The following is a 25,137-nucleotide window of genomic DNA, read 5'->3' on the forward strand; positions in this document are numbered from 1 at the left end:
TCGCCGAGGCCGGTTCTTATGACTTGTCCTGCTGATTACTTACTTATCACAGAGCCTGAACTCAGTTTGGCATTGCCAGCCGAGAGGGCAATCGAGATCTTGTTGGGCGATTGCGGATCTGTCACCAACAGATTCGTAAGATTGCCCGCGTCCACGGTCTGCCGCACATCGTAGGATCCATCTGGCAGTTCTAGATCCATCGAACCTGCGCTGACTTCTGCGTTGATACTCTGCGGCACGGTACCGGTCAGGTTGCCGGCCATATGACCTGCAGAGATATCGAAGACTGCGTGTTGCACGTCTGCGAGTGATACTTCGGCTTTGCCCGCTCCGAGACGGATGTCCGCCGACTGCGCAGTACCTGACAAGTCCAGTTCACCGGCACCGACCTCGGCGACCAGATTCTTGTAAGCACCCACCGCCGTGAAGTCTCCGGCTGCTAAATTGAATTTGGCGTCGAGTTTGCCGTCATTCAAAGATTTCGGGAGGATTAATGTCGCTTCATTGTTATCTAATCCGCAATCGAAGATGCACCAGTCGTCCCAGGAATTAGGGGAGTCAATTACGAGTTTGTCGCCCTGACGCGAGAGCGTCCAATCCGAACCGTTCGCGCTATCAACTTCCAAGGTAGCTTCGGTGGCATCTGCATAAACCAGGTCAAGGCTTCCGGAGTTCGCCGAGATCTCTAAGCTGGTCACGCCTGCGGTATCAAGGGACTGGGTGCTCTGTTCACGATTCAACGAGGTGATGGCAGTTCGTGCGGTAGTGATCAGCAAGGTGAGCACTACCAATGCTCCCAAGATCATCAGGACGGTGTTCACGGGCTTGCCCTTGCCCCTGTTAGTTGGAGGCATCGGTGGCAGCGTGCTGGTGTCAGTGGTGGTCATGATCCTGTCCTGTCTGTGCGAGTGGTGCCCAGAGTTTCAATATGGGCTAGGGCTGCCAGCACACGCCGGTTACCCGTCCCATCGGCTTCTAAGCCGAGTTTCTGGAAGATTGAAGTGATGTATTTTTCAACGCTGGCTTCCGAGAGGAACAGCAGCGCGGCGATCGCTTGATTAGATTTTCCTTCGGCCAAGGCGCCCAAGACGGTGCGCTCCCGGTCGGTGAGGCGTTGCATACGGTCATCGTGATTGCGACGGGTCAACAGCTGTGCCACCACTTCCTGATCGAGGATCGTTCCGCCGGCTGCGATCTGTTCCAGCGAGGCAATGAACTCGCTGACATCGGCGACGCGGTCCTTGAGCAGATAACCAATGGCTCCGGATTGGGTTGAAATCAGTTCCGAAGCGTAACGTTCTTCCACATATTGGGAGAGCACCAGTACCGGCAGATCCGGATATTTCTTGCGTAGTTGCAATGCCGCGCGGATTCCCTCGTCCGTGTAGGTCGGTGGGAGCCGGACATCTAAGATGCAGATCTGCGGGAATTGCTCTTCGGATGCCGAGTTGAGGAAGTCCATCAGACCGCTGGCCTCCGGGAGGTCTATGACCACTTCGTGGCCAGAATGCACCAGCAGACGCACCAGACCCTCGCGTAGTAGTACCGAATCTTCACAAATTAGTACGCGCATGGCACGTTCACCTCCAGAGCAGTTGGACCACCCTGTGGGCTGTCTAAACTAATTGTCCCACCGGCCGCTACGACGCGATTGGTGATCCCATCAAGCCCGCCACCAGGGGTGATGCGTGCGCCGCCCACGCCGTTATCCTCGATGCGAGCCCACAAGCTGTGCTGTCCGTTGGTTTCACGCAATCGCACTGTCACTAGGCAACGCTGGGCCCGGGAATGCTTGGCGGCGTTGGTCAACGCCTCGGCAATGGAGAAGTACATGGCTGCTTCGGTCACCCGAGGGTAACGACCGTTCAGCTGGACATCGAGTTCCACCGGGATATGACTGCGGCCGGCCACCGCTGAGAGCGCAGCATCCAGTCCGCGGTCATCAAGTACCGAGGCATAGATTCCTCGGGTGAGCTGACGCAACTCGGTAATGGCGGACTTGGTCGAGGCATGTGCTTCGGCCACCAATTCCTTGGCTTGCTGTGGATTGTTATCGATCTGCTGGTGCGCCAACCCCAAGGTCATCGCCACCGATACCAGGCGTGGTTGGACCCCATCATGCAGGTCACGTTCGATCCGGGTGCGTTCAACTTCGGCCGCTCGTACGGCGCCTTCACGCTGTGCCGCGGTGGTGCGCACTCGCTCGGTGAGTTCCGTTTCTCTGGACAACGAACCAATAATTCCCATGGTGACAATCCGGTGCAGGAAAGCCAGTCCGACAACAACTGCGGCGCCAGCGACGGCAAGGAGCAAAAGCCAGGGAGCTTGGGAAGCTTTGGTAACGATAGAGAACGGTCCGGTAACGGTGTCCACTCCGGTCAGTGGAGCGAAAGCGACAATGAGGGAATGAACCGTCCACTGCAAGGCGCTGAGCATAAAACCGCCGGCGAGGCAGGAGAAAACGAAGCTTCCCATCGCGGCCCACATGCGTCCGTTGGCGACGTTGCGTCCCAGCGAACGGACGTATTCGCCAAACCCGTCTCGGCGACGAGCCCGCCAAATAAGCGGAGCTACCTCGATGTCGTAAAGTCCGCTGATGCGCAGGACCTCCAAGCGGGAAATTCCGAAGATGGCGTACAACAAACCGGCTAAGAAGATCAGGCCCAAGCCCAGCACCAGTGTCAGGCCGATGCCTAAGCCTAGCCACCCGAGCAACAGCGAAATGAGAACCAAGCCGAAGCTGCCTAGCAATGCCATATGCAGCAAGGTGGAGCCTAGCCTCAGTGGGGGACGGGGAGCGTTGCTCACCGGTAAAACCTTTGGTGTCGAAGTCATAACTCAACAGTATTCTGACCGGTCTGCTGAAAACACCGAGGGATCCGTAGAAGAAAGGTAGGGAAAACCCGAAGATTTTGCTGGGACTATCGCATAAGGTGAAGGAAGCGCAGGATAGTGCCATGGAATCTATCATTCAGAGGCCCGCTGGGGAGGACGTGAGGTGGGAAGTTTTGCCGATGACGCCGGAACGATTCGAAGACTTCTCGACGGTACTCAATCCCACGGGACGCGAAAAGCATTGCTGGTGTTTATCTCACCGTTTAGGCGTCAAGGATATCGAGAACTTAGGTGCAGGAAACCGCGTCGACGCGATGCGTTCTTTGAGTGCCGAACCCATCGCACCTGGTGTTGTGGCCTATAAAGACGGTGTGCCGGTCGGTTGGTGCAGCATTAGTCCCCGGAAGCAGATTCCCTTGCTGGAACGTTCAAAGCTCATTCGTGCGGTGGATGACGTACCGGTGTGGAGCATTATCTGTGTGGTGGTGCGAAGCGGTTATCGCCGCCAAGGAGTCACCACTTTTATGCTTGAAGGGGCGGTGAACTATGCGAAGGAACTAGGCGCACCGGCCGTCGAAGCCTACCCCGTGGATCCTGAGGGGCGCATGGATCTGACCATGGCTTTTGTCGGCACCCGCAAGATGTTTGAGTCGGTGGGCTTCGAGGTCATTGGTGTCACTGATGCGGTGGCCAGCAGAATGCCGCGACTAGTAATGCGCAAGACTTTCTAGGACGGCACGTCTGCGCTGCAGGGACGTTCTCGCAGAACCCGAAAGCCTCGGCTGCTCTCAGCGTCGATTGCTTCAAAGAATGCCGGGTCTAATGCGATGGCCTTTTCCTAAGGTTCCGGCTACTGCGTCGCCAGCGATCCGTAGAATTTTGTGGTGGCGAGCTGCCCACACGACCGCACAGTTCGCGCGGTCCTGTCCTTGGGCACTAATATTACGATCACTGGTAAGACCGGAGAACCTAGTAGAAATATCAACATAAATAGTGTTGTGTGGGTCATATCACTGGCATACCTGATGACCCGATGGAGATCTCATGAGCGCGAAAAAGAACTACGTCCGCCTGGCCGCGGTAGTTATGGCTGGCTCGCTAGCCCTCACCGCCTGTTCGGCTGGTTCCGGAGGTGGAAGCGCTGACGGAACTGAAGCCAAAACCGGAGTGACTCTCGCGCTGACCGGAGAACCGGTCAACCTTGATTTCACCACCACAGCGGGCGCAGCTATTCCCCAAGCGCTGATGTCCAACGTTTATGAGGGCCTCGTAGAGATTGACCAAGATGGCGAAATCCAGCCACTGCTGGCCGAATCGTGGGAACTAAGCAACGGCAACAAGACCTACACCTTTAAACTCCGCGAGGGAGCAACCTTTTCCAACGGTGAAGCCTTCACCGCGGATGACGTGAAGTTCAGTATTGAACGCGTGAAATCCGACGCCTGGGTTTCCAGCCTGAAAAAGAAGATGGACATCGTCGATTCCGTCAAGGTCAACAGTGATACCGAAGTAGCCATCACGCTGAAGAAGCCGAGTAACGCTTGGCTCTTTGACATGGGAACTTTGGTTGGCGCGATATTTGATCCCAGCGGTGTGGAAGACCTCGCTAATAAGGCCATCGGCACCGGTCCCTACGCCATCGACGCGTGGAACCGCGGTCAATCCATAGATTTTGTCACCCGTGATGACTACTGGGGTGAAAAGCCAGCGGTCGAAACCGCAACACTGCGCTACTTTGCGGACGCGGTGGCCACCACCAACGCCCTGCAGTCCGGGGATGTGGATGTCGTGTACAATATGCAGTCACCGGAGTTACTCTCCAGCTTTGAATCGGATCCTAAATACCAGGTGCTTGATGGAACCTCCAACGGTGAAATCATCTTGTCAATGAACAACAAAAAAGCGCCGTTTGATGACAAACGCGTACGCCAGGCAGTGATGTACGCGATTGATCGCCAAGCGGTGATCGACACCGCATGGAATGGCTACGGTACAAAGGTTGGCGGACCGGTACCGACCACGGACCCATACTACGAAGACCTCAACGACGTGTACCCGCATGATCCTGTCAAGGCGAAAGCATTGCTCAAGGATGCCGGAGTGGAAAACCTGAACATCACCTTCACCGTTCCCACCCGTCCATATGCCACCGCAGTGTCGGAAATCGTGGTTTCACAGCTCGCAGACGTGGGCATCAACGCAAAAATCGAATCCGCCGAATTCCCAGCTGTCTGGCTCGATGAGGTCTTCACTAAGAAGGACTACCAAATGTCGGTGGTGCTCGCCGTGGAAAGCCGCGACGTCTTGGCCATGTTCAACAACCCGGACTACTACCTGGGTTATGACAATTCAAAGATCAAGGACATCGCCGCCCAAGCCGACGCAGCAGATGAGGCCGGTTACGTCTCGGGGATGAAGGAAGTCGTGCGTACCATCGTGGATGACGCAGCCGCCGATACGCTGTTCATCTTCCCCAACATTGTGGTTGCCGACGCGAATGTCACCGGCATCCCGGCGAACTCAGTCACCGAAGCATTGGATCTGACAAACCTCGGTTGGAAGTAGTCCACTAGCAGACCGACCGGAAGAGACTCTTTTGGGTATCCGTTTACTGATCAACCTCGTGAGATTTGTTGTCACCTACGTGATTGCTACGGTGGCGGTGTTCTTATTCATGCGCGCTATTCCGGGAGACCCGGCACAAATTGCGTTGGGTGTGAACGCCACCCCGGAGCTACTGGCAAAAACACGAGCCGAATTCGGTACGGACCGTCCACTAATTGTGCAGTACTTCGACTGGGCTCTGGGTTTACCTTTCGGCGATTTTGGAACCTCCTATGTCACCAGGCAGGACATCAGCCCACTGATTATCGACAGGGTTCAGGTCAGCCTGATCCTTGTCATCCTGGCCATGATTGTTGCCCTGGCGATTGCCATTCCCTTTGGCACCTACGCGGCGGTGAAGCACCGTAATCCCAGCGGAATTATCGTCAGCGGGATCAGCCAGTTAGGGGTAGCCATCCCAAACTTCTTGGCCGGGATCTTGCTGGTGGTGGTTTTTGCCGTGGGGTTAGGCTGGCTGCCAGCCAACGGGTGGACGCCGCCGGGGAAAGACTTCTCAGATTTTGCTTCCCGCGTGGTGCTGCCGGTACTAGCTCTGGCGTCGGTGCAAGGGGCCATTTTGACCCGCTATGTTCGCTCGGCGGTGATGGAAGTGATGAGCGAAGATTACCTGCGTACCGCCAGGTCTAAGGGACTTGGCAAAATGGAGTCCTTGATTAAACACGGTTTACGTAATGCCTCGATCCCGGTGCTGACGGTGACCAGCGTGCAATTAGCTGCGCTAATCATTGGTGCAGTGGTCATTGAACGGGTCTTCGTGATTCCCGGGCTGGGATCCATGTTGTTGGACGCGGTAGGCAACCGTGATCTGCTGACCGTGCAGTCCGTGGTGATGGTTTTGGTCGCGATCACCTTGATCATCAACCTGGTGGTGGACGTGCTCTACACCGTACTGGATCCACGAATTCGAAAGGGTGCGTAATGGCCGAGGAACACGTTCTAGCGACAAAAACTCGCCGTAAATTCTCACCCACCCTCATCGTTGGTGCGATCCTGGTGGCGATAGTGGTCATTGCCGCTTTGGTCTCCTTTATCTGGACTCCGTATAACCCGGTGCAAGCATTTCCCGCCGACCGGCTGCAAGGTTCAAGCGCAGCTCACTTGATGGGTACCGACCGCTACGGGCGCGACGTCTTCTCCGGAATTCTATACGGCGCTCGCATCACCTTGATGGTGGGGTTGGTGGCGGTGGGTATTGCCCTGCTGATCGGCACTCCGCTAGGAATCTTGGCAGGAATGCGTCGGGGCATCACCGAAGAAGTCACTATGCGCGGTGCCGATATTCTGCTAGCTTTTCCCGCCCTGCTGGTGGCCATCATGTTTGGTGCGGTCTTTGGAGCGAGCACGCTGACTGCGATGCTCGCTATCGGTATTGGTTCCATCCCCGGTTTTGCCCGAGTGGCACGCAGCGGAACCTTGCAGGTGATGAGCACCGAATACATTATGGCGGCCAGAGCCTCCAGCCAGAGTTCTTGGCGTATTGCTCGACGCCATGTGATGCCAAATATTATCGGCATGGTGGTGGTCCAATGTTCGGTGTCCTTCGCCATCGCGGTACTGGCAGAAGCGGCGCTGTCGTTCCTTGGGTTGGGCACCCCTCCGCCGGTACCTTCGTGGGGGCGCATGCTTCAAGAATCCCAGCAGTTCCTTGGCACCTTCCCGATGCTTGCCGTCTGGCCGGGATCCGCCATCGCGATTGCGGTGCTTGGCTTTACGCTGCTCGGTGACGGACTGCGCGACCGGTTTGACCCGAAACTGAACGGAGAACGCTGAGCGTGGACATACAGCAGAAGGCCGCTGGTCTTATTGAGGTCAAAAATCTCACCGTCAGCACCACTACCCGAACCTTGGTCAGCAACTTTAACCTGAGTATGCAACCCGGAGACCGGGTGGGACTAATCGGCGAATCCGGGTCGGGTAAGTCGATGACTGCTTCGGCGCTCATGGGATTATTGCCTGAGGGTGTCAGTGCCCAAGGCTCCATCAGTTTCGCAGGACATGAAGGCAACCTCGTTGATGCCAGCGACAGGCAGTGGCAAAAGATCCGTGGCAAAGAGATGACCATGGTCTTCCAAGAACCGCTGACGGCGCTGAACCCGCTGATGAAGGTGGGCCCGCAGGTTGCTGAAATCATGACCAGCCACAAAACAGTTGCCTCCCGTTCCGCAGCGCGCGAGCGTGCCGTTCAAATGCTTGAATCGGTGAAACTTCCGGACCCGCAACGCGCCGCACGCGCCTACCCGCATCAGCTCTCCGGTGGGCAACGCCAACGCGCCATGCTGGCCATGGCGTTGGCGAACAACCCAGGGCTGTTGCTCTGCGACGAGCCGACCACCGCGCTGGATGTCACCGTGCAACGCCAAGTCCTTGACCTGATCTTAGAGTCGGTGACCGAAAGGGGAACCGGGCTGCTCTTTATCACCCATGATCTTTCGGTGGTTGCCAACGTCTGTGACCGGGTCCTGGTGATGAATAACGGGCAGGTGGTGGAGGAGGGCAGTACCGAACAGGTCTTCACCAACCCGCAGCATCCTTATACTCGGGGACTTCTCGCCGCCTCAGATCTGAACGCCACCGATGAGCAGGGCCGGCTATTCACCGTGGCCTCGGCTGCCGCCTACGTTCCGCCGAACGTCAGCGAAGATCTGCCGGTAGTTCCCGAAGAACCCGTAGTAGTGCTCGAAGAGCGCACCGAAACCGAAGCTGCGCCCACAAACTCCAGCGAGGCTGAACCGGTGATCAGCGTCAAAGATTTGCACCGCAGCTACCCGGTAGCCCGCTCCACACTCTTTGGAAAACCCTCCGAGGTCCACGCGCTTCGTGGCGTATCTTTTGATGTGGCAGCCGGACAACGCTTTGGTGTGGTGGGTGAATCAGGATCCGGCAAGTCGACGCTGCTGCGCATCTTGGCAGGTCTAGACCAGCCAACGTCGGGCAGCGTGAAAGTTGCCGGAAATCAGATTAACGGGGCGAAAGAACGCGACCTGGTGCAACTGCGTCAACAGTTGCAAATCGTCTTCCAAGACCCCATGGGATCTCTAGACCCGCGCATGCGGGTCCGTGACATCATCACTGAACCGCTGCTTGCGCCGGGACAAAAGGTGGATAGTGCACGGCAACGCAAACTGGTGGCCCAGATGTTGGGAGTCGTCGGGTTGCCACAGGACGCGGCCGAACGTTTTCCGCACCAGTTCTCCGGCGGTCAACGCCAACGCATCTCGATTGCCCGTGCGTTGATTCGTGAACCCCGGGTGTTGGTGGCCGATGAACCGGTGAGTGCCTTAGATGTTTCGGTGCGTGCCCAGGTGCTCAATCTGCTCTCGGATCTGGTGGATGACTACCAATTGACCCTAGTATTTGTCTCCCACGACCTGGGGGTGGTGCGACATCTGTGCGACAACGTGGTGGTGATGACCAACGGACAAATCGTGGAAAGCGGGAGTACCGAGCAAATTTACGAGAATCCGCAACATGACTACACCCGCACCCTGGTTAACTCCTCGATGTCGCTACGCAACGAATTATCCCTGCGCTAGCACTTCTCGCTTATCGTGAAAGGTCCCCATGTCTCAGCTCTCCGACCACAGCACCGCCCTGCACCAACTGAGCGCCCGAGAGCTGGGCACCGCGTACGCTGCCAACGAACTGTCCCCGGTTGAGGTTGCCGGTGCGGTGATCCAACGCATCCAAGAGCGCGAACCGGTGCTGAACGCGATGTACCGCTTTGACCCGGAAGATATTCTCGACCAAGCACGGCACAGCGAGAAACGCTGGGCCAACGGGACCGCACGAGGGGTGCTCGATGGGGTTCCGGCCACGGTGAAGGAAAACGTGGCCCGTGCAGGAATCCCGATGCCCTCGGGCACCGCACTGTCTAACCCCAAGGTGCCTACGCGTAATGCGCCAATCACCGACCGGATTTTAGAAGCCGGCGCCATCATCTTGGGTTCCACCACGATGCCCGACTGGGGCATGCTGTCCTCCGGCGTTTCGAGTCTGCACGGGATTTCACGCAGTGCCTGGAATCCGGCGTGGACCACCGGGGGATCAAGTGCCGGGGCAGGATCCGCCGCTGCTGCGGGCTACGGTCCGCTTCATGTAGGAACAGATATTGGCGGTTCTATCCGACTGCCCGGTGGCTGGCAGGGCCTTGCCACGCTTAAACCCAGTGCTGGGTTGATCCCGTTGGATGTCCCGTATCTAGGTCGGGCCGCCGGACCCTTGGGGCGCTGCGTGGATGACATCGCGTTATTCATGTCGATCCTTGGCCAACCAGACGTGCGCGACTACACCGCGAGGCCTTACCCGGCACAAGACTGGGCTGGCAGCCTCTCGGGTGTCGCAGGGCTCAACGTGGCGCTACATACCGAGGCTAATGCCGGATCTGCGGTTCAGCCGGAAGTATTGGCCGCGGTGCAGGAGGTCGCTTCACTCTTTGCCCAGGCAGGGGCAACCGTACAAACCCTGGACCCGTTTATCACTCAAGATATGCTCGACCGCTTAGACAGGTTTTGGCGCACCCGTTCGTGGGCGGACTACCGCGAACTGTCGACAGAAAACCAGACAAAGGTGTTGGACTACATTGTTGCCTGGTGCACCGTGGGTTCTAGCTTTGATGGGGCAGATACCATCAGGAACTTTGGCGCCATTGACCAAATGCAGCAGGCGACTATCGCGGCGACTTCCGGTTTTGATCTGGTGATCTCCCCGGTCTCCCCCATGGCGGCTTTCCCCGCTGAACAGCCGATGCCGGTGGTAGACCCACTGGCAACCATGAGCCACATTGCTTTCACCGTGCCCTACAACATGTCCGGTCAGCCGGCGGCCACGGTGAACTGCGGGTTCACCAGTGAGGGTAAACCGATCGGTGTGCAGCTTTCCGGCCCGGTGGGCGCCGATGCGGCGGTTCTGCATGCGGCACGCTGGTATGAAACTCACCGTCCGGCCAGCGCCAACCCGTTATGGGACACACTGGACTAAACGCTCTCCGGGCTGCCAAAGGAGGCGAGTGCCGCCAGTGCTTCGCGCTGTTCGGCCGGCACCAGATGACCGTAGTACTCAAAGAGGCTGCTGCGCGCCAGATGCTCGGCAAGATGCGCGTCCTGAGTTTGAATCGCGGCGAACACCTTCTGATGGTGCTCGATAGTGCGTGCCAACAGCGCCTCATCGTCACTGCTTTCTTCGATGCTTTTCGCGATGAGCTGCTCGATAGATTGCCGGACCGCCGCGGCAGTGATCTGCAGCAGCGTGTGCCCACTGGCCTTCGCCACCACCGCATGAAAATCAAAGTCAGCCTCGCTGAACGCTGCCTGGCCTTGAGCCCGTGCCGCACGCATGAGTGCTATCGCCTGTTCGAGCTGTTCTAGGTCTGCATCGCTGCGTCGAATGGCCGCCAAAGAGTTCGCCGAGGATTCCAAGGTCATCCGGTAAATTAACAGATCCACCAGGCTGGAAGCCGAGCTGTGAGTTAATCGGGTGATCATCTTGCCCAGCGGGGCCGGACTCGGACTGAGCACTAGGGCACCGCGGGGATCTCCCGGGCGCGAGGCAATGAGACCGTTGGATTCAAGCACCCGCATGGCCTCACGTACGCTCGAGCGGCCCACCTGGAATTGGGTCACCAGTTCGCGCTCGCCGGGCAACCGATCACCAATCCTCAGCTCACCGGAAAGCACCCGAGTTTCAACGTGGCTCACGATCGCTTCAAAGGCCCGTGGTTTGGCCGGGTTTCGTGCTGGCTGCGACATTGTGAGCGCCTATTCTGGTGGGTTGTAGCGGCCGTCGATGGCGGTCCACCCACCATCAACGGTCAGCACCGAACCGGTCACAAAGCTGGAGGCCTGCGAGGCCAGGTACACGATGGCACCGGCCATCTCCTCGGGTTTCGCCCAGCGACCCAACGCGCTCTTGGACGCATACGCGTTGTACCACTCTTTGTCTGCACTGATTTGAGCGGTCAACGGGGTTTCCACCACACCCGGGGCAACCACATTCACCCGCACACCTTGGGGCCCAAACTCGGCCGCGGCGGTCCGCGCCAGCTGCACCAACGCCGCCTTGGTCGCCGCATAAACGCTCTGCCCAGGTTCCACCACGGACGCGCGAATGGAGGCGATCCCGATGATTGACCCACCACCATTTTCTGCCAGCCGCGGGGCAAAAGCCTGAATGAGTGCGAAGGAAGCACGCAGGTTCAGGTTCACCACCTGATCAAATTCGTCCATCGTGTAATCCGCGATCCGCTTACGCACATTCATCGCCGCGGTAAACACCAACGCGGTGATGTCCTTAAACTCTGCGGCGGTGGCTTGCACCGCCTCATAATCAAGCACGTCTAATTCGAGCACGGTCGGTGCTGTTCCCAGCAGCTGGGCGGTCTCTTGGGCCGCGAACACATTGCGGTCCGCGCAGATCACCTGGGCGCCATGTGCTCCCAAGGCAAGTGCCGCCTCGCGCCCGATCCCGCTGCCCGCGCCGATCACCAACACGCGCCGGCCGGAAAATTCAAAAAGCTGGGTGTAATCCATCGGTGCTTACCTACCTTCAAAATGTTATGCCTAGGGCCGGATGATGGCCATGCGGGTGACGGTGAACTCTTCCATCGCAAAACGTGGCCCTTCACGGCCAATCCCGGAATCCTTGACCCCACCGTAGGGCATGATGTCGGAACGGAACCCGGGAATCTCATTGACCACCACCCCACCGACTTCGAGCTCTTCGATGGCGCGGAACGCGGTCTTCAGGTTGCTACTGTAAATCGCCGCCTGCAGGCCATACCGCGAGGCATTGACCAGCTCAAAGGCGCTGTCCAGATCCTCAAATTGATGCAAACAGATCACCGGTCCAAAGATCTCCTCGCTCCACAGTTTCGCCTCGGTAGGCACCTGGCTCATCACCGTGGGCAGGATACTGCCGCCGTCGATCTTGCCGCCAGCAAGGACCTGTGCCCCAGCAGCTACCGCATGGTCGATCCACTGCATAATGCGTTTACTGGAGGCCTCATTGATCAGCGGAGCCACCCGGGTCTTGGCACTGCGCGGGTCACCAACGACCACTTCGCCCAGCCGAGCCAGCAGTTGGCGCTGGAACTTTTCGGCGATCGTGGCATCTAACAACACCCGCTGCACCGAAATGCACGCTTGCCCGTTGGCGTAAAACCCGCCACGAATTACCGCGTCCACCGCCTCTTCGATGCGCGCATCGGCGGCCACGATGAACCCGGTATTTGAACCGAGCTCAAGTACCGCCTTGCGTGGGGCGGCATTCTTGGCGATCTGGTGGCCGACGGCCGCGGAACCGGTGAAGGAAACTACCGCGGCCCGTGGGTCTGCCACCAGTTTTTCGCCCACCTCGATCCCGCCGGTCACCAGCTGTACCGCGCACGCGCTGACCTGGTGTTCGGTGAGTGCTTGGCGAATCAGGTGTACAATCCACAGGCTCGTCAATGGAGTGTTCGGTGCCGGTTTTAAGATGATCGGGCAACCGGCGGCGAGGGCCGGCGCCAACTTATGGCTTGCTAAGAGCAGGGGATAATTAAATCCGGCGATGCCGACGATAATTCCGGCGGGCTCGCGCGTCCAGTAACCGATCATGCCCTCACCGGAGGGTTGCAGATCCAGCGGGACGGTTTCCCCATGCATGTGCGCGACTTCTTCGGTGGCGGCCGCCCAGGTGGTGAGGCTGCGGGCCACCTCTACCCGGCAATCGATCAACGGTTTACCGGTTTCCAGCACCAACAGGTTTTCTAGCTCTTCTGCCACGGCGGCAATTTTCTGCTGGACCGCCAACAGGATTGAGCGTCGGGTGCCTGCGCTGAGTTTTGCCATCTCGTGGCGCACGGCCGCAGCTGCGTCCAAGGCTTGGCTCGCGTGGGCTACCGTACCTACCGGGGCCTGGGCGATCACCGAGGAATCAAAGGGAAAAATAATCGGATCACTGTGCTCGCAGGGCACCCACTGCTCACCAATGGGCAGACCGTCCGGGTAAGTTTTTACGTGAACTGGCACCGTTCCTGCTTTCGAGTTGTCGTCAGCGAGATAACTACTGGTCTGACCAGTAACTGTCCACAGCTAATCAGTGATGCAGCGCACAGTCAAGAGATTTTCTCCCTTTGGGATGCTTGAGCCGCTCAAAACTGTCACCTAGCGGTGTCCGTGCGTTTGCCTGAGCGCAACTCACCAGCCACCAGCAACGCGTAGCGTAACCAGTCATGAGTCGGCTTTTTGTGGCAATCGGAGATTCCTTCACCGAGGGTGTGGGGGATTGGGAGCCACGGTTACCCAACGGGGTGCGCGGCTGGGCGGACCGAGTGGCCAAGCAACTTTCAAAGGAAGACCCGCAATGGCGTTACGCCAATCTGGGTATTCGAAGTCGACGGTTGGACCGGATTATCGAAGAACAAATCGAACCGGCGTTGGCGATGAACCCGGATGTGATCAGCTTCTACGCCGGCGGCAACGATATTCTCGAATTCCGTAAAGACCTGGACAAGGTGCTGGCCGACTACCGCGCAGCGGTGGACAGGCTCGCCGCCTCGGGGGCACAAATCTTGCTGTTCACCGGTTTTGATATTCCCGTGCATCCGATGCTCGCACCCTTCAAACGGCGCAACTGGAAGTTTAATGACTGTGTGCGCGAACTTGCCGCGCAGTATGGCGACACCGTGACGCTGGTGGACTACTGGCAGTGGGATGTTTACGCGGATCGGCGCATGTGGGATGTCGACAAGCTGCACATGAACCGTGCGGGACATCGTTATATGGCCATTCGGATTCTGGAACTCTTAGGCGCAAACCATCAGCTGGTCTTTGAACCCTTCGCCGACGCCCGGCGAATAGGTTTCATTCAAGCCACCCGCCGAGACGTGGAATGGCTACGCCAATGGGTGCTTCCGATGTTTGGTCGCCGGCTCCGCGGGGTCACCCTGGGAGATGAGTTGGCGCCGAGGTGGCCGCAGCCCATTTATCCTGCTCAGGGCATGAAAAAACTGCACCGCAAACGAAGCCGACATAAAATTGCGAACCTCACCGCGCCGCCGGCACCCTGAGGCCAGCGGCGGAGGAGAGGAAAGCTGGGCTAAGCTGTGGGATTTTCCATCGCTTCGGGGCTCATCCACGCGATTTCCCAGACGTGCCCGTCGGGGTCTTTGACGGCCACCTGATACATGCCGGGAAATGGTTCGTCGGCCGGCCGGTAGATGCTGCCGCCACCAGCAACTGCGCGTGCGGCAAAATCATCGACCCCGTCCCGAGTCTCCGCGGACAGTGCATTTAGGGCCTCCCTGTGCTTTGAACCCAGCGCGGGAACATCTCCATCAACAAGGAAACTGGCAAAGAACTCTTCGCGGAGCACCATGATCAAGATGTTTTCGGCAACGATCCAAGAGGTTGCATTCTCGTCCGAGAAGGTGATGTTCTTCTCGTAACCCATAGAGGAGTAGAAGGCGTCGGACTTGGCCAGATCAGCGGTCGGTAGGTTTACAAAGATCATCTTGCTCATGCTCATACCTCGGTAACTGGTGGGGCAGGGCGCGAACTGCGCCCGCGACAAACTCTGCCCCAACACGGTCCCGTCGACAAGAGGTTTTCACACCAAAATATTGGCGGTTACGCTGGACCTGAAAACGCGAATGCCCCAGCCCTCACAACGAGGACTGGGGCACCACACCGTCAACTCAACGTTGGCTGAGGGGATCGGTCCGAAAACTAGATCAGCGCCTTGGTGATTTCCAGCGGGATACGGTCGCGAGTGTAGGTGATGTGGTCATAACCGTGCGGTTGCGGCTTGCCGTCTTCGCCGATGTTGACGAATACGATCTTCTCGATGGTCAGGATCGATTCCTGGGTGAAGATGTTGCGAACTTCGGCGCGCAGGGTGACCGAGGTGCGACCAAAGTCGATGGCGGTCAGGCCCATTTCAATCAGGTCGCCTTCCTTAGCGGAGGCGATGAAGTTGATTTCAGACATGAACTTGGTGACCACATGCTTGTTGCCAAGCTGGATGATCGAGTAGATGGCCGCCTCTTCGTCGATCCAACGCAGCAGGCTTCCGCCGAACAGCGTGCCGTTCGCGTTGAGATCTTCGGGGCGAACCCATTTGCGTGTGTGAAAAGTGATTCCGTTAGCCATATCTAAAATGCTAGGTCAGATCGGCTCTGGGCGCTGTAAGGCTCTGCACAATGTCAGCGAAAACACAATTAGTTTGGGTCATAAATGATCGCTGAGAGACGCTCTTACTGTGTAATGATGCACTACTTGATGCCAAGTAGGAGCGCTATTGGTAGTCTCAACGTAGAGCAGAGAAAAACGTAAAAACATAAGTAGAAAGTGGGTGAACATGAACTATCCTTCGGACGGGAACGAAACCATCCCTACCGATTTCGATGATGTTGTCCAGCAGGTATCCACCGGTTCGCTGGCACACCAGAAAATTGACGAGCTTCTACACGAGGCACATGAGCGTTATTCGGATGTGGATGACGGATTGTTGGCCCACTACATCCCTATCCTTGGTCACGCCGACCCCGATCTATTCGCCATCGCCATGTCCCACGTGGGTGGCTCGGTGCACGAGGTCGGAGACTGCCAGCACGAATTTTCTATTCAGTCGATCGCCAAAATGTTCGTTTACGCGCTCGTGGTTCAAGAACACGGCCGAGAAGTTGTCCGTGAACGCATCGGCGTGAACAACACCGGCATGCCCTTTAACTCTGTGATGGCAGTCGAGCTGAATAACGGCCACCCGATGAACCCGATGGTCAATGCCGGTGCGATCGCCACCACCGAGATGATCCCGGGCCGCACCTCGGCCAAAAAATGGGAAAATGTCCGCGCCGGCCTCTCTGCCTTCGCCGGACGCCAACTGACGCTGGACGATGACGTGTATGCCTCTGAATCCGAATCTAATGAACGAAATAAAGCCGTAGGTCGACTACTCAAAAGCTACCGTCGCATCGAAGGTGACCCACTGGCCGCAGTGGATGTCTACACCCGGCAATGCTCATTGAACGTCACCGCTTATGATCTCGCGGTCATGGGCGCAACCCTCGCCGATGGTGGGGTCAATCCGGTCACCGGTCAGCGTGTAGTGGATGCGGACGTTTGCCGTGACACCCTTGCCGCCGTGGCCACCAGTGGTCTCTACGAACACTCGGGGGATTGGCTGTTCGAGATCGGGATCCCAGCTAAGTCAGGTGTCTCCGGTGGCATCGTCGCCATAGCACCGGGTAAGGGCGCTATTGGCGCGTTCTCGCCACCCCTGGATATAGCAGGCAACTCGGTGAAAGCGCAGTTGGCGATCGGGCATTTGTCGCGCGCCATGGGCCTGAACCTATTTGCTTCGGCTCCGGAGAAGAGCCTGCTGGCTAAAGCAGGCAGGGGCTAACACTCTCTGCGGCGGGCCCCTCAACGGGGATTATTCATACTAGCGACTTGGTCGTGCTCACATGAGCACGGCCTTTTTCCAAGATGACTAACCGTCTATTTTCCTGACCCAACCAGACAAATTTTTCTGACCACTTGCTTCGGCGTGGTATCAGTCCAATCGATCTTTTCTTCGAGTATCTCTGAAATAGCAGGTCACAGCGGACAATAACCTCGATTTATTTGGTTTACACATAGCCGGTCGGCGTTTAAGAATCTCGGAAGACTGAGATACTTCATATTTATCTATCCGCGTGTTGAAAATATTACCCTTTCCGGTTTACTGGTAGGGAGACCTGCAGTGGGCTCGGCAAAGGTGAGGACAAAAATGAAGAAAACAACGAAGGCGACCATTGCGGCAGTCGCGGCCGGTGCATTGCTACTTGGCGGGGCAGGAACCGTGGCACGGTGGCAGGCTACCGAAAACGTAGACGCGGGAACTGTGGCAACTGGTCACCTGACGCTCGATGCGACGACAACGCCAGGGGTTTGGACTGATATTTCAGCCGGTGAGCCAGGCGTCCCTTTTGACCCTGCAAACGATGAGATTGTTCCTGGTGACACCTTGTCTTTCGACCAGGTCGTTGCGATCAGCGCCGAAGGCAAGAATATCAAGGGCGAACTAAGCGTGGGCGCGGCAGGCGCAGTGCCGGCAGAGCTGGCTGATGACGTGACGATTGTGCTCGACGTCGATGAAGCAGCCGCAGGGCTCACCGAAGTTGGTGACGTGCTCAGCTTCGAAGGCGAGGGTACTTACAATTTGCCGGTGAAAATCACAGTTGCTTTCGCTGAAGGCACCGAGGCAAGCACCCCCGACACCACCATGGATGTGCCTGTTGATCTGACCGCGCTGTCTCTGACTCTGAACCAGGTGCGCTAAACGAGGTAGGTCTCGAAGGTTCCTTCATGCCTAAGCAACTGAAAGCTGCAATTCTAGCAGCCGTGCTTTTGGTGCTGTTTCTCAGCGCCCAAGGCACGGTTGCTAGTTGGCGCGCTGAAGGAACCGTCGATCCAACGCCGATTACCACCGGTCGAATGGATCTACTGGCCGGCGATGGCACGGTCGTCTCGAAGGCGTACGACTTCAAGGAAATGAACTCGAACAATCTTGTTCCTGGCAGTTTCGCTCAGGCACCATTAACGCTGAGCGTTGCCGGAGATGTCGCATTGGATTACGACTTGTCCGGGGTCTCTAGCCTGCCCGATGCTCCTACTACAGCTGATAAAGCTCTTTCTTCAGCGGCAGTACTGAGCATTTATGCGGGGATGAGTACGACAAACTGTGCCAGCCAGCAGAGTCTAAGCGGTGAAATGCTGTATCAAGGCCCGGCCACTCAAACCGCGAAATTTAACGCCCTGCGGTCATTGGATATTGCGGAGAGTGAGCTTCGCTCCGAGGCGCTGTGCATACGGCTGGCAGTGCCAGGAGACGCCCCGCAAACCGCATCGGGCGGACGTATCAAACTTGTTTTGAACTTCGTGGGGCAACAGAAATGAACGTCTTAACGCGCGCGGAGCGTCGCGCCGCAGAGAACAAGACCGGTACTCTGTGGTGGCTCGGTCAAATTGCCTCGTGGCTTGCTTTTTTTTGGTGCTCGCCCTCATAGCAGTCATGATCGTTGTTCCCCGGCTCACCGGTAGCACGGCGTATACGGTGCTGACCGGCTCGATGCGACCGAGCCTCCCGCCTGGAACCCTTATCGTGGTGAAGTCGCTTGAACCCGAAGACATCCGAATTGGCGACGTGATGACCTACCAATTGGAATCGGGAGAGTCTGAGGTGGTCACGCACAGGGTGGTTGGCATTGGCGCTACTACCGACGGCGAACAACGTTTCACGCTTCGTGGTGATGCTAACAACACCGATGATGAGCCCGTCATTGCGCAACAAATCCGTGGCAGTCTCTGGTACTCGGTACCGTATTTGGGCTACGTGAATTCGGCGCTTTCGGGCGAACAACGCATCTGGCTGACGAGGGTGGCGGTGGGCGGACTGCTGGCTTATGCGCTGGTTATGTTGCTCGGAGCATGGCGCGACAAAAAAGCGAAAGAAGGGCCATGAAACTACGTATCTGGCTCTCACTATCAACGATCCTATTCATGACTTTCGCGGTGCTTCCGGGCATGGGTCATGCCGCGGCACCACAGAATAGCGGTGACTCGTTAAGCTACAGCAGCGATGGACGCAACTATTCGCTCAAGCCGCCAGTTCTTTTTGCTGACATCGCAGTCTTAGTTCCGGGCGACGTGTTTAACCAGAGTTTTTGGGTGAAAAACAACCGCGCCCACCCTGTCAGTATTCTTGTGGAACCACGAGAGACCGTTGCCAATTCAGCCGTGAAAATCGGGCCTGTACACACAAAGAAAACAAAGCTGAATGCCGGAGAAGCAATCCAAATAGAAGTGCAACTCTGGCTACCGATTGAAGCGTCCAAACATACTCAAGACTTAGTGGAGCTAGATCTAGGGGTGGTTGTAAACGCTAGTGAAATCCTCAGACCGGAGGAGGCCGATCCACCGAAATCACCAGACTCTCCTCCGAGTGAGCAACCAGAGGAGCACGAACCAGATGGCTTGGGAGACACCGGGTTCAACGCGTACATCGTTCCTTTGGCCCTGGGAATGGCGCTGGCCGGAGGCCTACTTTATTTGACTTCCAAACGACGAGCTCAGCGAACAAACAACACCGAAGGAGAGCTTCCATGATCAGAAGGGCAATGCAGGTTAAAGCACTCTTGGCCATGGGAATACTAGTGGGTTTTGGTTCTGTTTCCACTCTTGCTGCGTGGACCGGCAGCGCGACAGCCACCGCTAATCTCGGGACTGCCACGGTCTCGCTTGCAACCGGAAAGAGCGCGGCGGAAGCAACGACCTCCGAATATGTGGTGCCCGTAAGCGCTACGAATTGGTATCCCGGTTCAAGCCATGCAGCCATGGTTGCGGTAAAGAACACGAGCACGATTTCAGTTCCCTACAAAATAGAAGGTGAAGTGGTCGAAACTGGTTCCGGCGCATTGGGTAATGCACTGAAAGTTGTAGTTAAGACCGGATCCTCAGTAGTCGGGACTGCGCCAAATGCAACTTGTTCCGGAAGCGCAGCTATTTTCACCAAGGTTGCAGGATCGGCTTTTCCTGCAGGAGTTCAGCGGGCAAATCTAAGCCCGGGCGCTGCAGAGACAATATGTGTGGAATATTCCTTACCCCTGACCGCCGCGAATTCTTTGCAGGGAAACACGACAAGCGTGAAACTGAAATTCACAGCCACGGTGGGTAACTGAGATGCGAAAACAAAAAGGGAGCAGCGAGAGCGCTGGACAGCTACGCGCTTGGCAACGATGGGCCCTCAATATTGGCGCGGTACTCGGGACGCTGTGCTTGCTGATGGCCTTTTGCATGTTTGCCTTTGGGCTAAAACCGTTGATTTTTGCTTCGGGATCCATGGGACCAGAAATTCCCACGGGATCTCTTGGCCTTGCCGTGCCTGCGGCGATGTCGGAAATAGTACCCGGTGAAATTGTTTCAGTACTTAACTCCGAAGGAACGCGAGTAACCCATCGAGTCGTGGAGAACGGGCCATCGGGGTTGATCCTCAAAGGTGATGCGAATCCTGTGGAGGATCTGCAACCGTACGTGGTAGAGACAGCTGATCAGTTGCTATTCTCCGTGCCTCTTCTCGGCTATGTAATTAGCTGGTTTAACCAGCCGTGGGCATTTTTCGTCGGCGGATTGCTCTGCGCATATTTGCTGTATCTCGCGTTTGGTGTGCGAGGAACGAAATTGCCTGGTACAACCGACGGAAACCATGATTCCGGAAATGATGCTGTCTCCAAGGAAGATTCATTAAGTCCGAAGCGGAGATCGCTCAGGGCTGATCCTGCCAAATTTGCAAGTCGAAACCGACTGATTTTCGCACTCACCGGTTTAATTGCAGTAGCGTCGCTTGTTACTCCGCAAATTCTGACGACAGAGGCAGCATTCGTAGGATCAGCTAACGCTACGGCCCCAATAAAGAGTGTATTCGTGTCGTCTCCAGCGGGAACATTAGGGTGTACCGAGTCCGGGCTACTGTTAACAACTGCAAATATTTCTTGGCCAGAACAGCAACTCCCTACAGGCGCGCGACTAGTCTTGCGTCTTCAAACTGGGACCCAAACATTCGTCTACACAAATATTGATCGCACTGCCACAACGGCATCCTACGGGCCAGGGCTCAGCCTACTGGGACTAATCACGTCCGGATCGAGCAGGGCAACACCGCTTAAGCTCTTGGTTGTGTATACAAACGATGGAAAGGTAGTCGCCGAAAACGGCGCTAACATCGGGTGGAGCTCGGTGGTCGCTTCCTCACCGGGCAGGAATATTGTGTATCACCCCGGTCTGCTCCTCGCACGTGATTTTACTTGTAGTTAGAAAAGTTTGGTTCAACGTTTTGTTCAAGTAGGTATAGCTTCCCACCAGCAAAAATGCTGGTACCGACGCACTTCAGAAATATGGACTGCTAACAGGCGGCATGCCTAAAAAACTTGGCACGAGATTCGTTAGCCATATCTACAAAGGCAGTCTCCCTGAAGATATCTCCAGCTTGCTCGAATTCCTGAACACGAAATTTTCCTTACTTAAGCACGGGGAACGAACATAAGCTCGCTGATCAGGAAGCGCAGCTGCAATGTTGACTTACTCGATAGCAACGAGCAAAATGAGCCAGATTTGGGACAATATATCCACGTGCCACATTCATGTGCGGGTCGACTTTCGACTAACGTACTAGTAGGAAAACCTTGCGAAATGGAGACTACGTGGTCGAGAGTGTTCAACTCGCATCCTTACTAGGACTTAGCGCAGCTGTTTTCGTTGGTGCTTCCACCCAGAGAATCTCCGGTATGGGATTCGCTCTGGTGTCTTCCCCCTTTCTTGTGATGGTCTTGGGCCCTTTCCATGGGGTCATGGTGGTCAATTTTCTTGGCGCCTGCAGCAGTTTCCTGATCCTTATTCAAGTCTTCCGAGCCGTTGAGTATAAGAAGATTCTGCTGATGCTAATACCAGCGGTCATCATGACGATCCCCGGAGCGTGGGCCGCTTCCAAACTTGGTGGACCGTGGCTCTCCGTCGGTATCGCGGTGATGGTTATTCTTGCGTTGCTCTCAAGCTTCATGGTGCGCAATCTGCGCGCCGCACAGAGCAAGGGGCTGGCCATAGGTGCCGGCGCTATCTCAGGATTCATGTCCGTGACCGCCGGTGTTTCGGGACCAGCCATCGCCGGCTACGCGGTGGCTAGCCGCTGGCCACAGGCTAAGTTCGCAATTTCCGTTCAGCTGTATTTCTTCGTGCTGGCCATCGCTTCGCTGCTGGCTAAGGGCGGGATGCCCGTACTGCACTGGACGCAGTGGGTCGGCTGTCTCGTTGCAATGGCTTTGGGCATTTTGTTGGGCAACTATCTTGCGCCCAAAATTCCGGAAAAATTCAGCCGGGCGTTTGTCATTATCGTTGCCTTTGCCGGTGCCATCACATTGATGGTTAACGGACTTACTCAGGCCCTGACTTAGGCCGAGGATGAATAAAAATCTACTAATGAGACAATTGGTAGTGTGCGGAACGACGACATTGCAACCCAAGGTAAACCGGCCACGGAACTCGACATTGAGCGGCAGGCCTTGTGGGCCGGATTTTTCTGTTCAATCCTCGGATTAGTTGTCGGCTTTATCCTCTTTGTTGGTAATCGGCCAGCATTGGCTGGCGGGCTGTCCGTAGGTGCCGTAGCGGCTAGCACCGGAGGGATCTGTGCGGCGTTAGTCAGCGTTATAGCTTTCCGACGGCTTTTACTTTCCCGCGAACCCTGGCTGAGACGCGTCCCTAGATGGCGTCAGATCGTGACGATGTCAGGGCTCATTCTGGTGCATACAGCCAGTGCCATCATGATTTTGTTGGTGGCTTTCCATCTGATGCAACAGGCGTTCTTTGGGCTCCGCGTGGATGTTGTTGCAGGTTCCCTGCTTGTCAGTGGAGCCACTGGTGTCAGCGCCTACCTATGCCTCGTGTCCACCGCTCGTACAAATTCTGAAACACTATCGGTCATCCTGGGGATCTTCATGGCCTCGGGCGTGGTCATCAGCATGCTCTTGGCAGAAGATCGGGGCTGGTGGCAATCGATGTTCTCTTCCCTAGGCACCTATGACGCGGGTATCGGTTCCTTCTGGACGTTCAACACCACGTTGGTGATCTCGGGGCTTGTCTTGGCTGCCTTTACCGAATTCATGACCCGAGACCTAGCCAGACTCGCGCGTACCTACCGGTGCCGCCCGAGCTTAGAGAAATATCGTTTTTCAAAATACCTTCGCCCACGCCCCGGTATTGTCCGCTGGTGCCTGCTCGCAGTAGCCCTGGGTGTCATCCTGATCGGTATTGTCCCGGTGAACGTTGCCCCCGAGGTACATGGCGCTTTTGTGCAACTAGCAGCTATCGGCATGGTGTTGCTTTTGCTCAGCACGGCGGTGCTGCTTCCTGGATACCCGGTGATCTTCCATCTGATGTCGCTGACCGCGCTCGGTGCACTGTGGCTTTCATTCTTGCTGTGGCAGGAATGGGGCTATTACAACCTCACCGGGTTCGAACTTGCCGTCGTGGCAATTATTTTCACCTGGATCTCGGTGTTTATCCGCACCACGTCGGCGCTGATTCACGACAAGAAGCGACAGCTGCGCAAGGAAAAACGTGCGCGTCGACGTGAACAACGCGAGCAAATTACAACAGGCGCGGAAGCGGGCGGTGCATCTTCCGAACCATATTTTGGACATCAAGAAATCCGTCGTAATGGGGAGGACGTAGGTTTCCAAACTCGGTAGCCTAGAAATATGTTGATCTCCGAGATGCTGTATCTACTGCTAACCAAGGACGACGGACAACCGGAAACGGTGATGAGCTCCTATAAATACGGGATGAACTCGGCCATCATTGCCGACCTAATCTTGGCAGGACGAATCGGGCTCACCGATGATCCGAATCCACGAATCACCATCGTTGGCGCTGGACCAATCGCCGACCCTGTCTTGGAGCACTCGCTGGAAAAGCTCGAAGGGAAAGACGGGATAAATCTTGATTCGGCCGTAGCCATTAACGGGCTATGCAATATTCGTCTTGTTACTGACTCTCTAGCTAAGCAGGGGCTTGTCGAATATGGCGAGCGAGGTTTATTGGGCTTAGGCAAGGCGCCGGTCCGCGTGCTTAATGGGCAGCTGGAACGCCAATTCCGTAGTGGGTTGAGCTTGGTACTTCAGGGACAGCGTGAGGCCGTAACCCACGAGGCGACGCTGCTTTCCATCATTCATGGCATGGGTGTGTTGCAGCGGGTGCTGGCCGAAGAAATTGAGCCCATTGGTACAACGCAGGCTCAAGCGCGAATTAAGGAAGTTGCCACGGATACTCGCGCCGGTGACGCGGTGCGCAGAGCGGTCGCAACTATGAACGAGGCGGTCACTACGAACACCATCCTGCCCGGCGCTAGCTAAGACACCGCGGCTTAGGCAGGCTGCTCAACCAGTCCAGCATGCATCACTACGTCGACGGTTGCTTGGTAGTGGTTGCGCAATAATTGGCCCAGCTTCTCGGCGTCACGAGCCAACGCAGCTTCAAGAATGTCTGCGTGTTCTTGTTCGACGTCGCGGGCAACTGCTGCCTGTGATGGCGCGGCCCAGCGCCGGTAGAGCTCGGTGAAGTTGGCCAGATCTCCGGAGAGCTTAAGCATTGGCTGGCATTCGCACGGGGCTAAGAGCTGGTGGTGAAATTCGCGGTGCGCCTGCGACCACTGCGGGTTCACACGATCTGGTTCCTCGGGCAGACGCCGAGGGGTGCGCGATAACTTATGGTGTATCGCGATCAGCGAGGATTCCCAGCTGACGGTTCCTCGTTCAGTGGCAAGCTTCGCGGCCAGAGCTTCGGTGACACACCGCAATTCGGTGATATCGGCTAGCTCGCCCAGATTCAGATCCGGGACAAAAAATCCGCGGTTGGGCCGAATGGTGACCAAGTTTTCACCGGCAAGGCGGGTTAAGGACTCACGGATCACCGTGGTGCTGGTGCTGAATTGTTCGGCCAAAGTGGTGGGCTGCAAGCGATCCCCAGGGGACCAAAACCCGTCCAAAATGGTCCGGCGAATTCCCTCTAGCGAATGCGTTGATGCTTTTGCCATGCTGGCCTCCTCAATATTTGCCGAACCCATTGTGAATGGCAATTAAAATAATCATATTATGCCTGCGTACTCAGAGTA

At 56.6% G+C, this 25,137-nt stretch carries 25 protein-coding genes; 16 read left to right on the forward strand and 9 right to left on the reverse strand.

Features of this window, described 5'->3' with window-relative positions; translation table 11 throughout:
• Positions 1-35 precede the first annotated feature (35 nt).
• Genes CIK74_RS01125 through CIK74_RS01135 form a run of 3 tightly spaced genes read right to left on the reverse strand, consistent with a single transcriptional unit; the run spans position 36 to position 2,808 of the window.
• On the reverse strand, positions 36-887 hold the full coding sequence (locus CIK74_RS01125; RefSeq protein ID WP_096253870.1) for a hypothetical protein: 852 nt from the start codon (positions 885-887) through the stop codon (positions 36-38).
• Positions 884-1,573, reverse strand: a complete 690-nt coding sequence (locus tag CIK74_RS01130) for a response regulator transcription factor (protein WP_096253871.1) — start codon at positions 1,571-1,573, stop codon at positions 884-886. Before CIK74_RS01130 ends, CIK74_RS01125 begins: the two co-directional genes overlap by 4 nt.
• Positions 1,561-2,808, reverse strand: coding sequence for a histidine kinase (locus CIK74_RS01135; protein ID WP_343251914.1), 1,248 nt, complete (start codon positions 2,806-2,808; stop codon positions 1,561-1,563). The genes CIK74_RS01130 and CIK74_RS01135 overlap by 13 nt, the downstream gene beginning before the upstream one ends.
• A 149-nt stretch (positions 2,809-2,957) precedes the next feature.
• Here CIK74_RS01135 and CIK74_RS01140 point away from each other — a divergent pair, with 149 nt between their 5' ends.
• From CIK74_RS01140 to CIK74_RS01165, 6 genes are all read left to right on the forward strand, one after another.
• On the forward strand, positions 2,958-3,566 hold the full coding sequence (locus tag CIK74_RS01140; protein ID WP_096253873.1) for a GNAT family N-acetyltransferase: 609 nt from the start codon (positions 2,958-2,960) through the stop codon (positions 3,564-3,566).
• 313 nt (positions 3,567-3,879) lie between these two features.
• Positions 3,880-5,400, forward strand: coding sequence for an ABC transporter substrate-binding protein (locus tag CIK74_RS01145; protein WP_096253874.1), 1,521 nt, complete (start codon positions 3,880-3,882; stop codon positions 5,398-5,400).
• Between the two features lie 31 nt (positions 5,401-5,431).
• Entirely contained in the window at positions 5,432-6,379 is a 948-nt protein-coding gene (locus tag CIK74_RS01150; protein WP_096253875.1) for an ABC transporter permease, read from the forward strand.
• On the forward strand, positions 6,379-7,230 hold the full coding sequence (locus tag CIK74_RS01155; RefSeq protein ID WP_096253876.1) for an ABC transporter permease: 852 nt from the start codon (positions 6,379-6,381) through the stop codon (positions 7,228-7,230). The genes CIK74_RS01150 and CIK74_RS01155 overlap by 1 nt, the downstream gene beginning before the upstream one ends.
• A gap of 2 nt (positions 7,231-7,232) precedes the next feature.
• Positions 7,233-8,993: an ABC transporter ATP-binding protein gene (locus CIK74_RS01160; protein ID WP_240520421.1), complete on the forward strand. Its 1,761-nt coding sequence runs from the start codon at positions 7,233-7,235 to the stop codon at positions 8,991-8,993.
• A 28-nt stretch (positions 8,994-9,021) separates the two neighbouring features.
• Positions 9,022-10,437 carry an amidase gene (locus tag CIK74_RS01165; protein WP_096253877.1) on the forward strand — a complete coding sequence of 472 codons (1,416 nt, stop codon included), beginning with the start codon at positions 9,022-9,024 and terminating at the stop codon, positions 10,435-10,437.
• On the opposite strand, the gene CIK74_RS01170 is transcribed toward CIK74_RS01165, so the two are convergent.
• Genes CIK74_RS01170 through CIK74_RS01180 form a run of 3 tightly spaced genes read right to left on the reverse strand, consistent with a single transcriptional unit; the run spans position 10,434 to position 13,463 of the window.
• Positions 10,434-11,204, reverse strand: coding sequence for an FCD domain-containing protein (locus CIK74_RS01170; protein WP_096253878.1), 771 nt, complete (start codon positions 11,202-11,204; stop codon positions 10,434-10,436). The genes CIK74_RS01165 and CIK74_RS01170 overlap by 4 nt on opposite strands.
• Positions 11,205-11,213: 9 nt before the next feature.
• Positions 11,214-11,984, reverse strand: a complete 771-nt coding sequence (locus CIK74_RS01175; protein ID WP_096253879.1) for an SDR family oxidoreductase — start codon at positions 11,982-11,984, stop codon at positions 11,214-11,216.
• Positions 11,985-12,014: 30 nt separating this feature from the next.
• A complete protein-coding gene (locus CIK74_RS01180) occupies positions 12,015-13,463 on the reverse strand; it encodes an aldehyde dehydrogenase family protein (RefSeq protein WP_096253880.1) in 1,449 nt (482 codons plus the stop codon).
• A gap of 203 nt (positions 13,464-13,666) precedes the next feature.
• Here CIK74_RS01180 and CIK74_RS01185 point away from each other — a divergent pair, with 203 nt between their 5' ends.
• A complete protein-coding gene (locus tag CIK74_RS01185; RefSeq protein ID WP_096253881.1) occupies positions 13,667-14,503 on the forward strand; it encodes an SGNH/GDSL hydrolase family protein in 837 nt (278 codons plus the stop codon).
• Between the two features lie 29 nt (positions 14,504-14,532).
• Here CIK74_RS01185 and CIK74_RS01190 read toward each other — a convergent pair whose 3' ends face one another.
• Together CIK74_RS01190 and CIK74_RS01195 are read right to left on the reverse strand one after the other, a co-directional pair.
• On the reverse strand, positions 14,533-14,955 hold the full coding sequence (locus tag CIK74_RS01190) for a VOC family protein (protein WP_096253882.1): 423 nt from the start codon (positions 14,953-14,955) through the stop codon (positions 14,533-14,535).
• A 206-nt stretch (positions 14,956-15,161) separates the two neighbouring features.
• The gene (locus CIK74_RS01195) at positions 15,162-15,584 is read right to left on the reverse strand and encodes a hotdog domain-containing protein (protein ID WP_096253883.1); all 423 of its coding nucleotides are present in this window, start codon (positions 15,582-15,584) and stop codon (positions 15,162-15,164) included.
• Between the two features lie 208 nt (positions 15,585-15,792).
• Here CIK74_RS01195 and glsA point away from each other — a divergent pair, with 208 nt between their 5' ends.
• The 9 genes from glsA to CIK74_RS01245 all read left to right on the forward strand — a co-directional run bounded on the left by glsA (position 15,793) and on the right by CIK74_RS01245 (position 24,379).
• On the forward strand, positions 15,793-16,839 hold the full coding sequence (gene glsA, locus CIK74_RS01200) for a glutaminase A (protein ID WP_096253884.1): 1,047 nt from the start codon (positions 15,793-15,795) through the stop codon (positions 16,837-16,839).
• 366 nt (positions 16,840-17,205) lie between these two features.
• Positions 17,206-17,757, forward strand: coding sequence for an alternate-type signal peptide domain-containing protein (locus tag CIK74_RS01205; protein WP_096253885.1), 552 nt, complete (start codon positions 17,206-17,208; stop codon positions 17,755-17,757).
• Positions 17,758-17,783: 26 nt separating this feature from the next.
• On the forward strand, positions 17,784-18,374 hold the full coding sequence (locus tag CIK74_RS01210; protein WP_096253886.1) for a hypothetical protein: 591 nt from the start codon (positions 17,784-17,786) through the stop codon (positions 18,372-18,374).
• A 76-nt stretch (positions 18,375-18,450) separates the two neighbouring features.
• Entirely contained in the window at positions 18,451-18,939 is a 489-nt protein-coding gene (locus CIK74_RS01215) for a signal peptidase I (protein WP_170947686.1), read from the forward strand.
• Positions 18,940-18,977: 38 nt separating this feature from the next.
• Positions 18,978-19,583, forward strand: a complete 606-nt coding sequence (locus CIK74_RS01220) for a hypothetical protein (protein ID WP_141392826.1) — start codon at positions 18,978-18,980, stop codon at positions 19,581-19,583.
• Complete coding sequence (locus CIK74_RS01225) at positions 19,580-20,155, forward strand: hypothetical protein (RefSeq protein WP_141392827.1); 576 nt, start codon at positions 19,580-19,582, stop codon at positions 20,153-20,155. The genes CIK74_RS01220 and CIK74_RS01225 overlap by 4 nt, the downstream gene beginning before the upstream one ends.
• Before the next feature lie 1,518 nt (positions 20,156-21,673).
• Positions 21,674-22,420, forward strand: a complete 747-nt coding sequence (locus CIK74_RS01235) for a sulfite exporter TauE/SafE family protein (protein ID WP_096253891.1) — start codon at positions 21,674-21,676, stop codon at positions 22,418-22,420.
• A 42-nt stretch (positions 22,421-22,462) separates the two neighbouring features.
• Complete coding sequence (locus CIK74_RS01240) at positions 22,463-23,716, forward strand: hypothetical protein (RefSeq protein WP_096253892.1); 1,254 nt, start codon at positions 22,463-22,465, stop codon at positions 23,714-23,716.
• A 9-nt stretch (positions 23,717-23,725) separates the two neighbouring features.
• The gene (locus CIK74_RS01245) at positions 23,726-24,379 is read left to right on the forward strand and encodes a GPP34 family phosphoprotein (RefSeq protein ID WP_096253893.1); all 654 of its coding nucleotides are present in this window, start codon (positions 23,726-23,728) and stop codon (positions 24,377-24,379) included.
• 11 nt (positions 24,380-24,390) lie between these two features.
• Here CIK74_RS01245 and CIK74_RS01250 read toward each other — a convergent pair whose 3' ends face one another.
• Entirely contained in the window at positions 24,391-25,059 is a 669-nt protein-coding gene (locus CIK74_RS01250) for a GntR family transcriptional regulator (RefSeq protein ID WP_170947688.1), read from the reverse strand.
• Between the last annotated feature and the right edge of the window lie 78 nt (positions 25,060-25,137).

Source organism: Glutamicibacter sp. BW77 (assembly GCF_002332285.1).
GTDB classification, from domain to species: Bacteria; Actinomycetota; Actinomycetes; order Actinomycetales; family Micrococcaceae; genus Glutamicibacter; species Glutamicibacter bergerei.

What these genes read in the sequence shown, in the direction of transcription:
- CIK74_RS01205 (WP_096253885.1), top strand. Translation starts at nt 17,206, where the DNA reads ATGAAGAAAACAACGAAGGCGACCATTGCGGCAGTCGCGGCCGGTGCA.
- CIK74_RS01140 (WP_096253873.1), top strand. Translation starts at nt 2,958, where the DNA reads ATGGAATCTATCATTCAGAGGCCCGCTGGGGAGGACGTGAGGTGGGAA.
- CIK74_RS01250 (WP_170947688.1), bottom strand. Translation starts at nt 25,059, where the DNA reads ATGGCAAAAGCATCAACGCATTCGCTAGAGGGAATTCGCCGGACCATT.
- CIK74_RS01130 (WP_096253871.1), bottom strand. Translation starts at nt 1,573, where the DNA reads ATGCGCGTACTAATTTGTGAAGATTCGGTACTACTACGCGAGGGTCTG.
- CIK74_RS01210 (WP_096253886.1), top strand. Translation starts at nt 17,784, where the DNA reads ATGCCTAAGCAACTGAAAGCTGCAATTCTAGCAGCCGTGCTTTTGGTG.
- CIK74_RS01145 (WP_096253874.1), top strand. Translation starts at nt 3,880, where the DNA reads ATGAGCGCGAAAAAGAACTACGTCCGCCTGGCCGCGGTAGTTATGGCT.
- CIK74_RS01170 (WP_096253878.1), bottom strand. Translation starts at nt 11,204, where the DNA reads ATGTCGCAGCCAGCACGAAACCCGGCCAAACCACGGGCCTTTGAAGCG.
- CIK74_RS01185 (WP_096253881.1), top strand. Translation starts at nt 13,667, where the DNA reads ATGAGTCGGCTTTTTGTGGCAATCGGAGATTCCTTCACCGAGGGTGTG.
- CIK74_RS01220 (WP_141392826.1), top strand. Translation starts at nt 18,978, where the DNA reads ATGACTTTCGCGGTGCTTCCGGGCATGGGTCATGCCGCGGCACCACAG.
- CIK74_RS01155 (WP_096253876.1), top strand. Translation starts at nt 6,379, where the DNA reads ATGGCCGAGGAACACGTTCTAGCGACAAAAACTCGCCGTAAATTCTCA.
- CIK74_RS01165 (WP_096253877.1), top strand. Translation starts at nt 9,022, where the DNA reads ATGTCTCAGCTCTCCGACCACAGCACCGCCCTGCACCAACTGAGCGCC.
- CIK74_RS01225 (WP_141392827.1), top strand. Translation starts at nt 19,580, where the DNA reads ATGATCAGAAGGGCAATGCAGGTTAAAGCACTCTTGGCCATGGGAATA.
- CIK74_RS01245 (WP_096253893.1), top strand. Translation starts at nt 23,726, where the DNA reads ATGTTGATCTCCGAGATGCTGTATCTACTGCTAACCAAGGACGACGGA.
- glsA (WP_096253884.1), top strand. Translation starts at nt 15,793, where the DNA reads ATGAACTATCCTTCGGACGGGAACGAAACCATCCCTACCGATTTCGAT.
- CIK74_RS01190 (WP_096253882.1), bottom strand. Translation starts at nt 14,955, where the DNA reads ATGAGCAAGATGATCTTTGTAAACCTACCGACCGCTGATCTGGCCAAG.
- CIK74_RS01195 (WP_096253883.1), bottom strand. Translation starts at nt 15,584, where the DNA reads ATGGCTAACGGAATCACTTTTCACACACGCAAATGGGTTCGCCCCGAA.
- CIK74_RS01125 (WP_096253870.1), bottom strand. Translation starts at nt 887, where the DNA reads ATGACCACCACTGACACCAGCACGCTGCCACCGATGCCTCCAACTAAC.
- CIK74_RS01175 (WP_096253879.1), bottom strand. Translation starts at nt 11,984, where the DNA reads ATGGATTACACCCAGCTTTTTGAATTTTCCGGCCGGCGCGTGTTGGTG.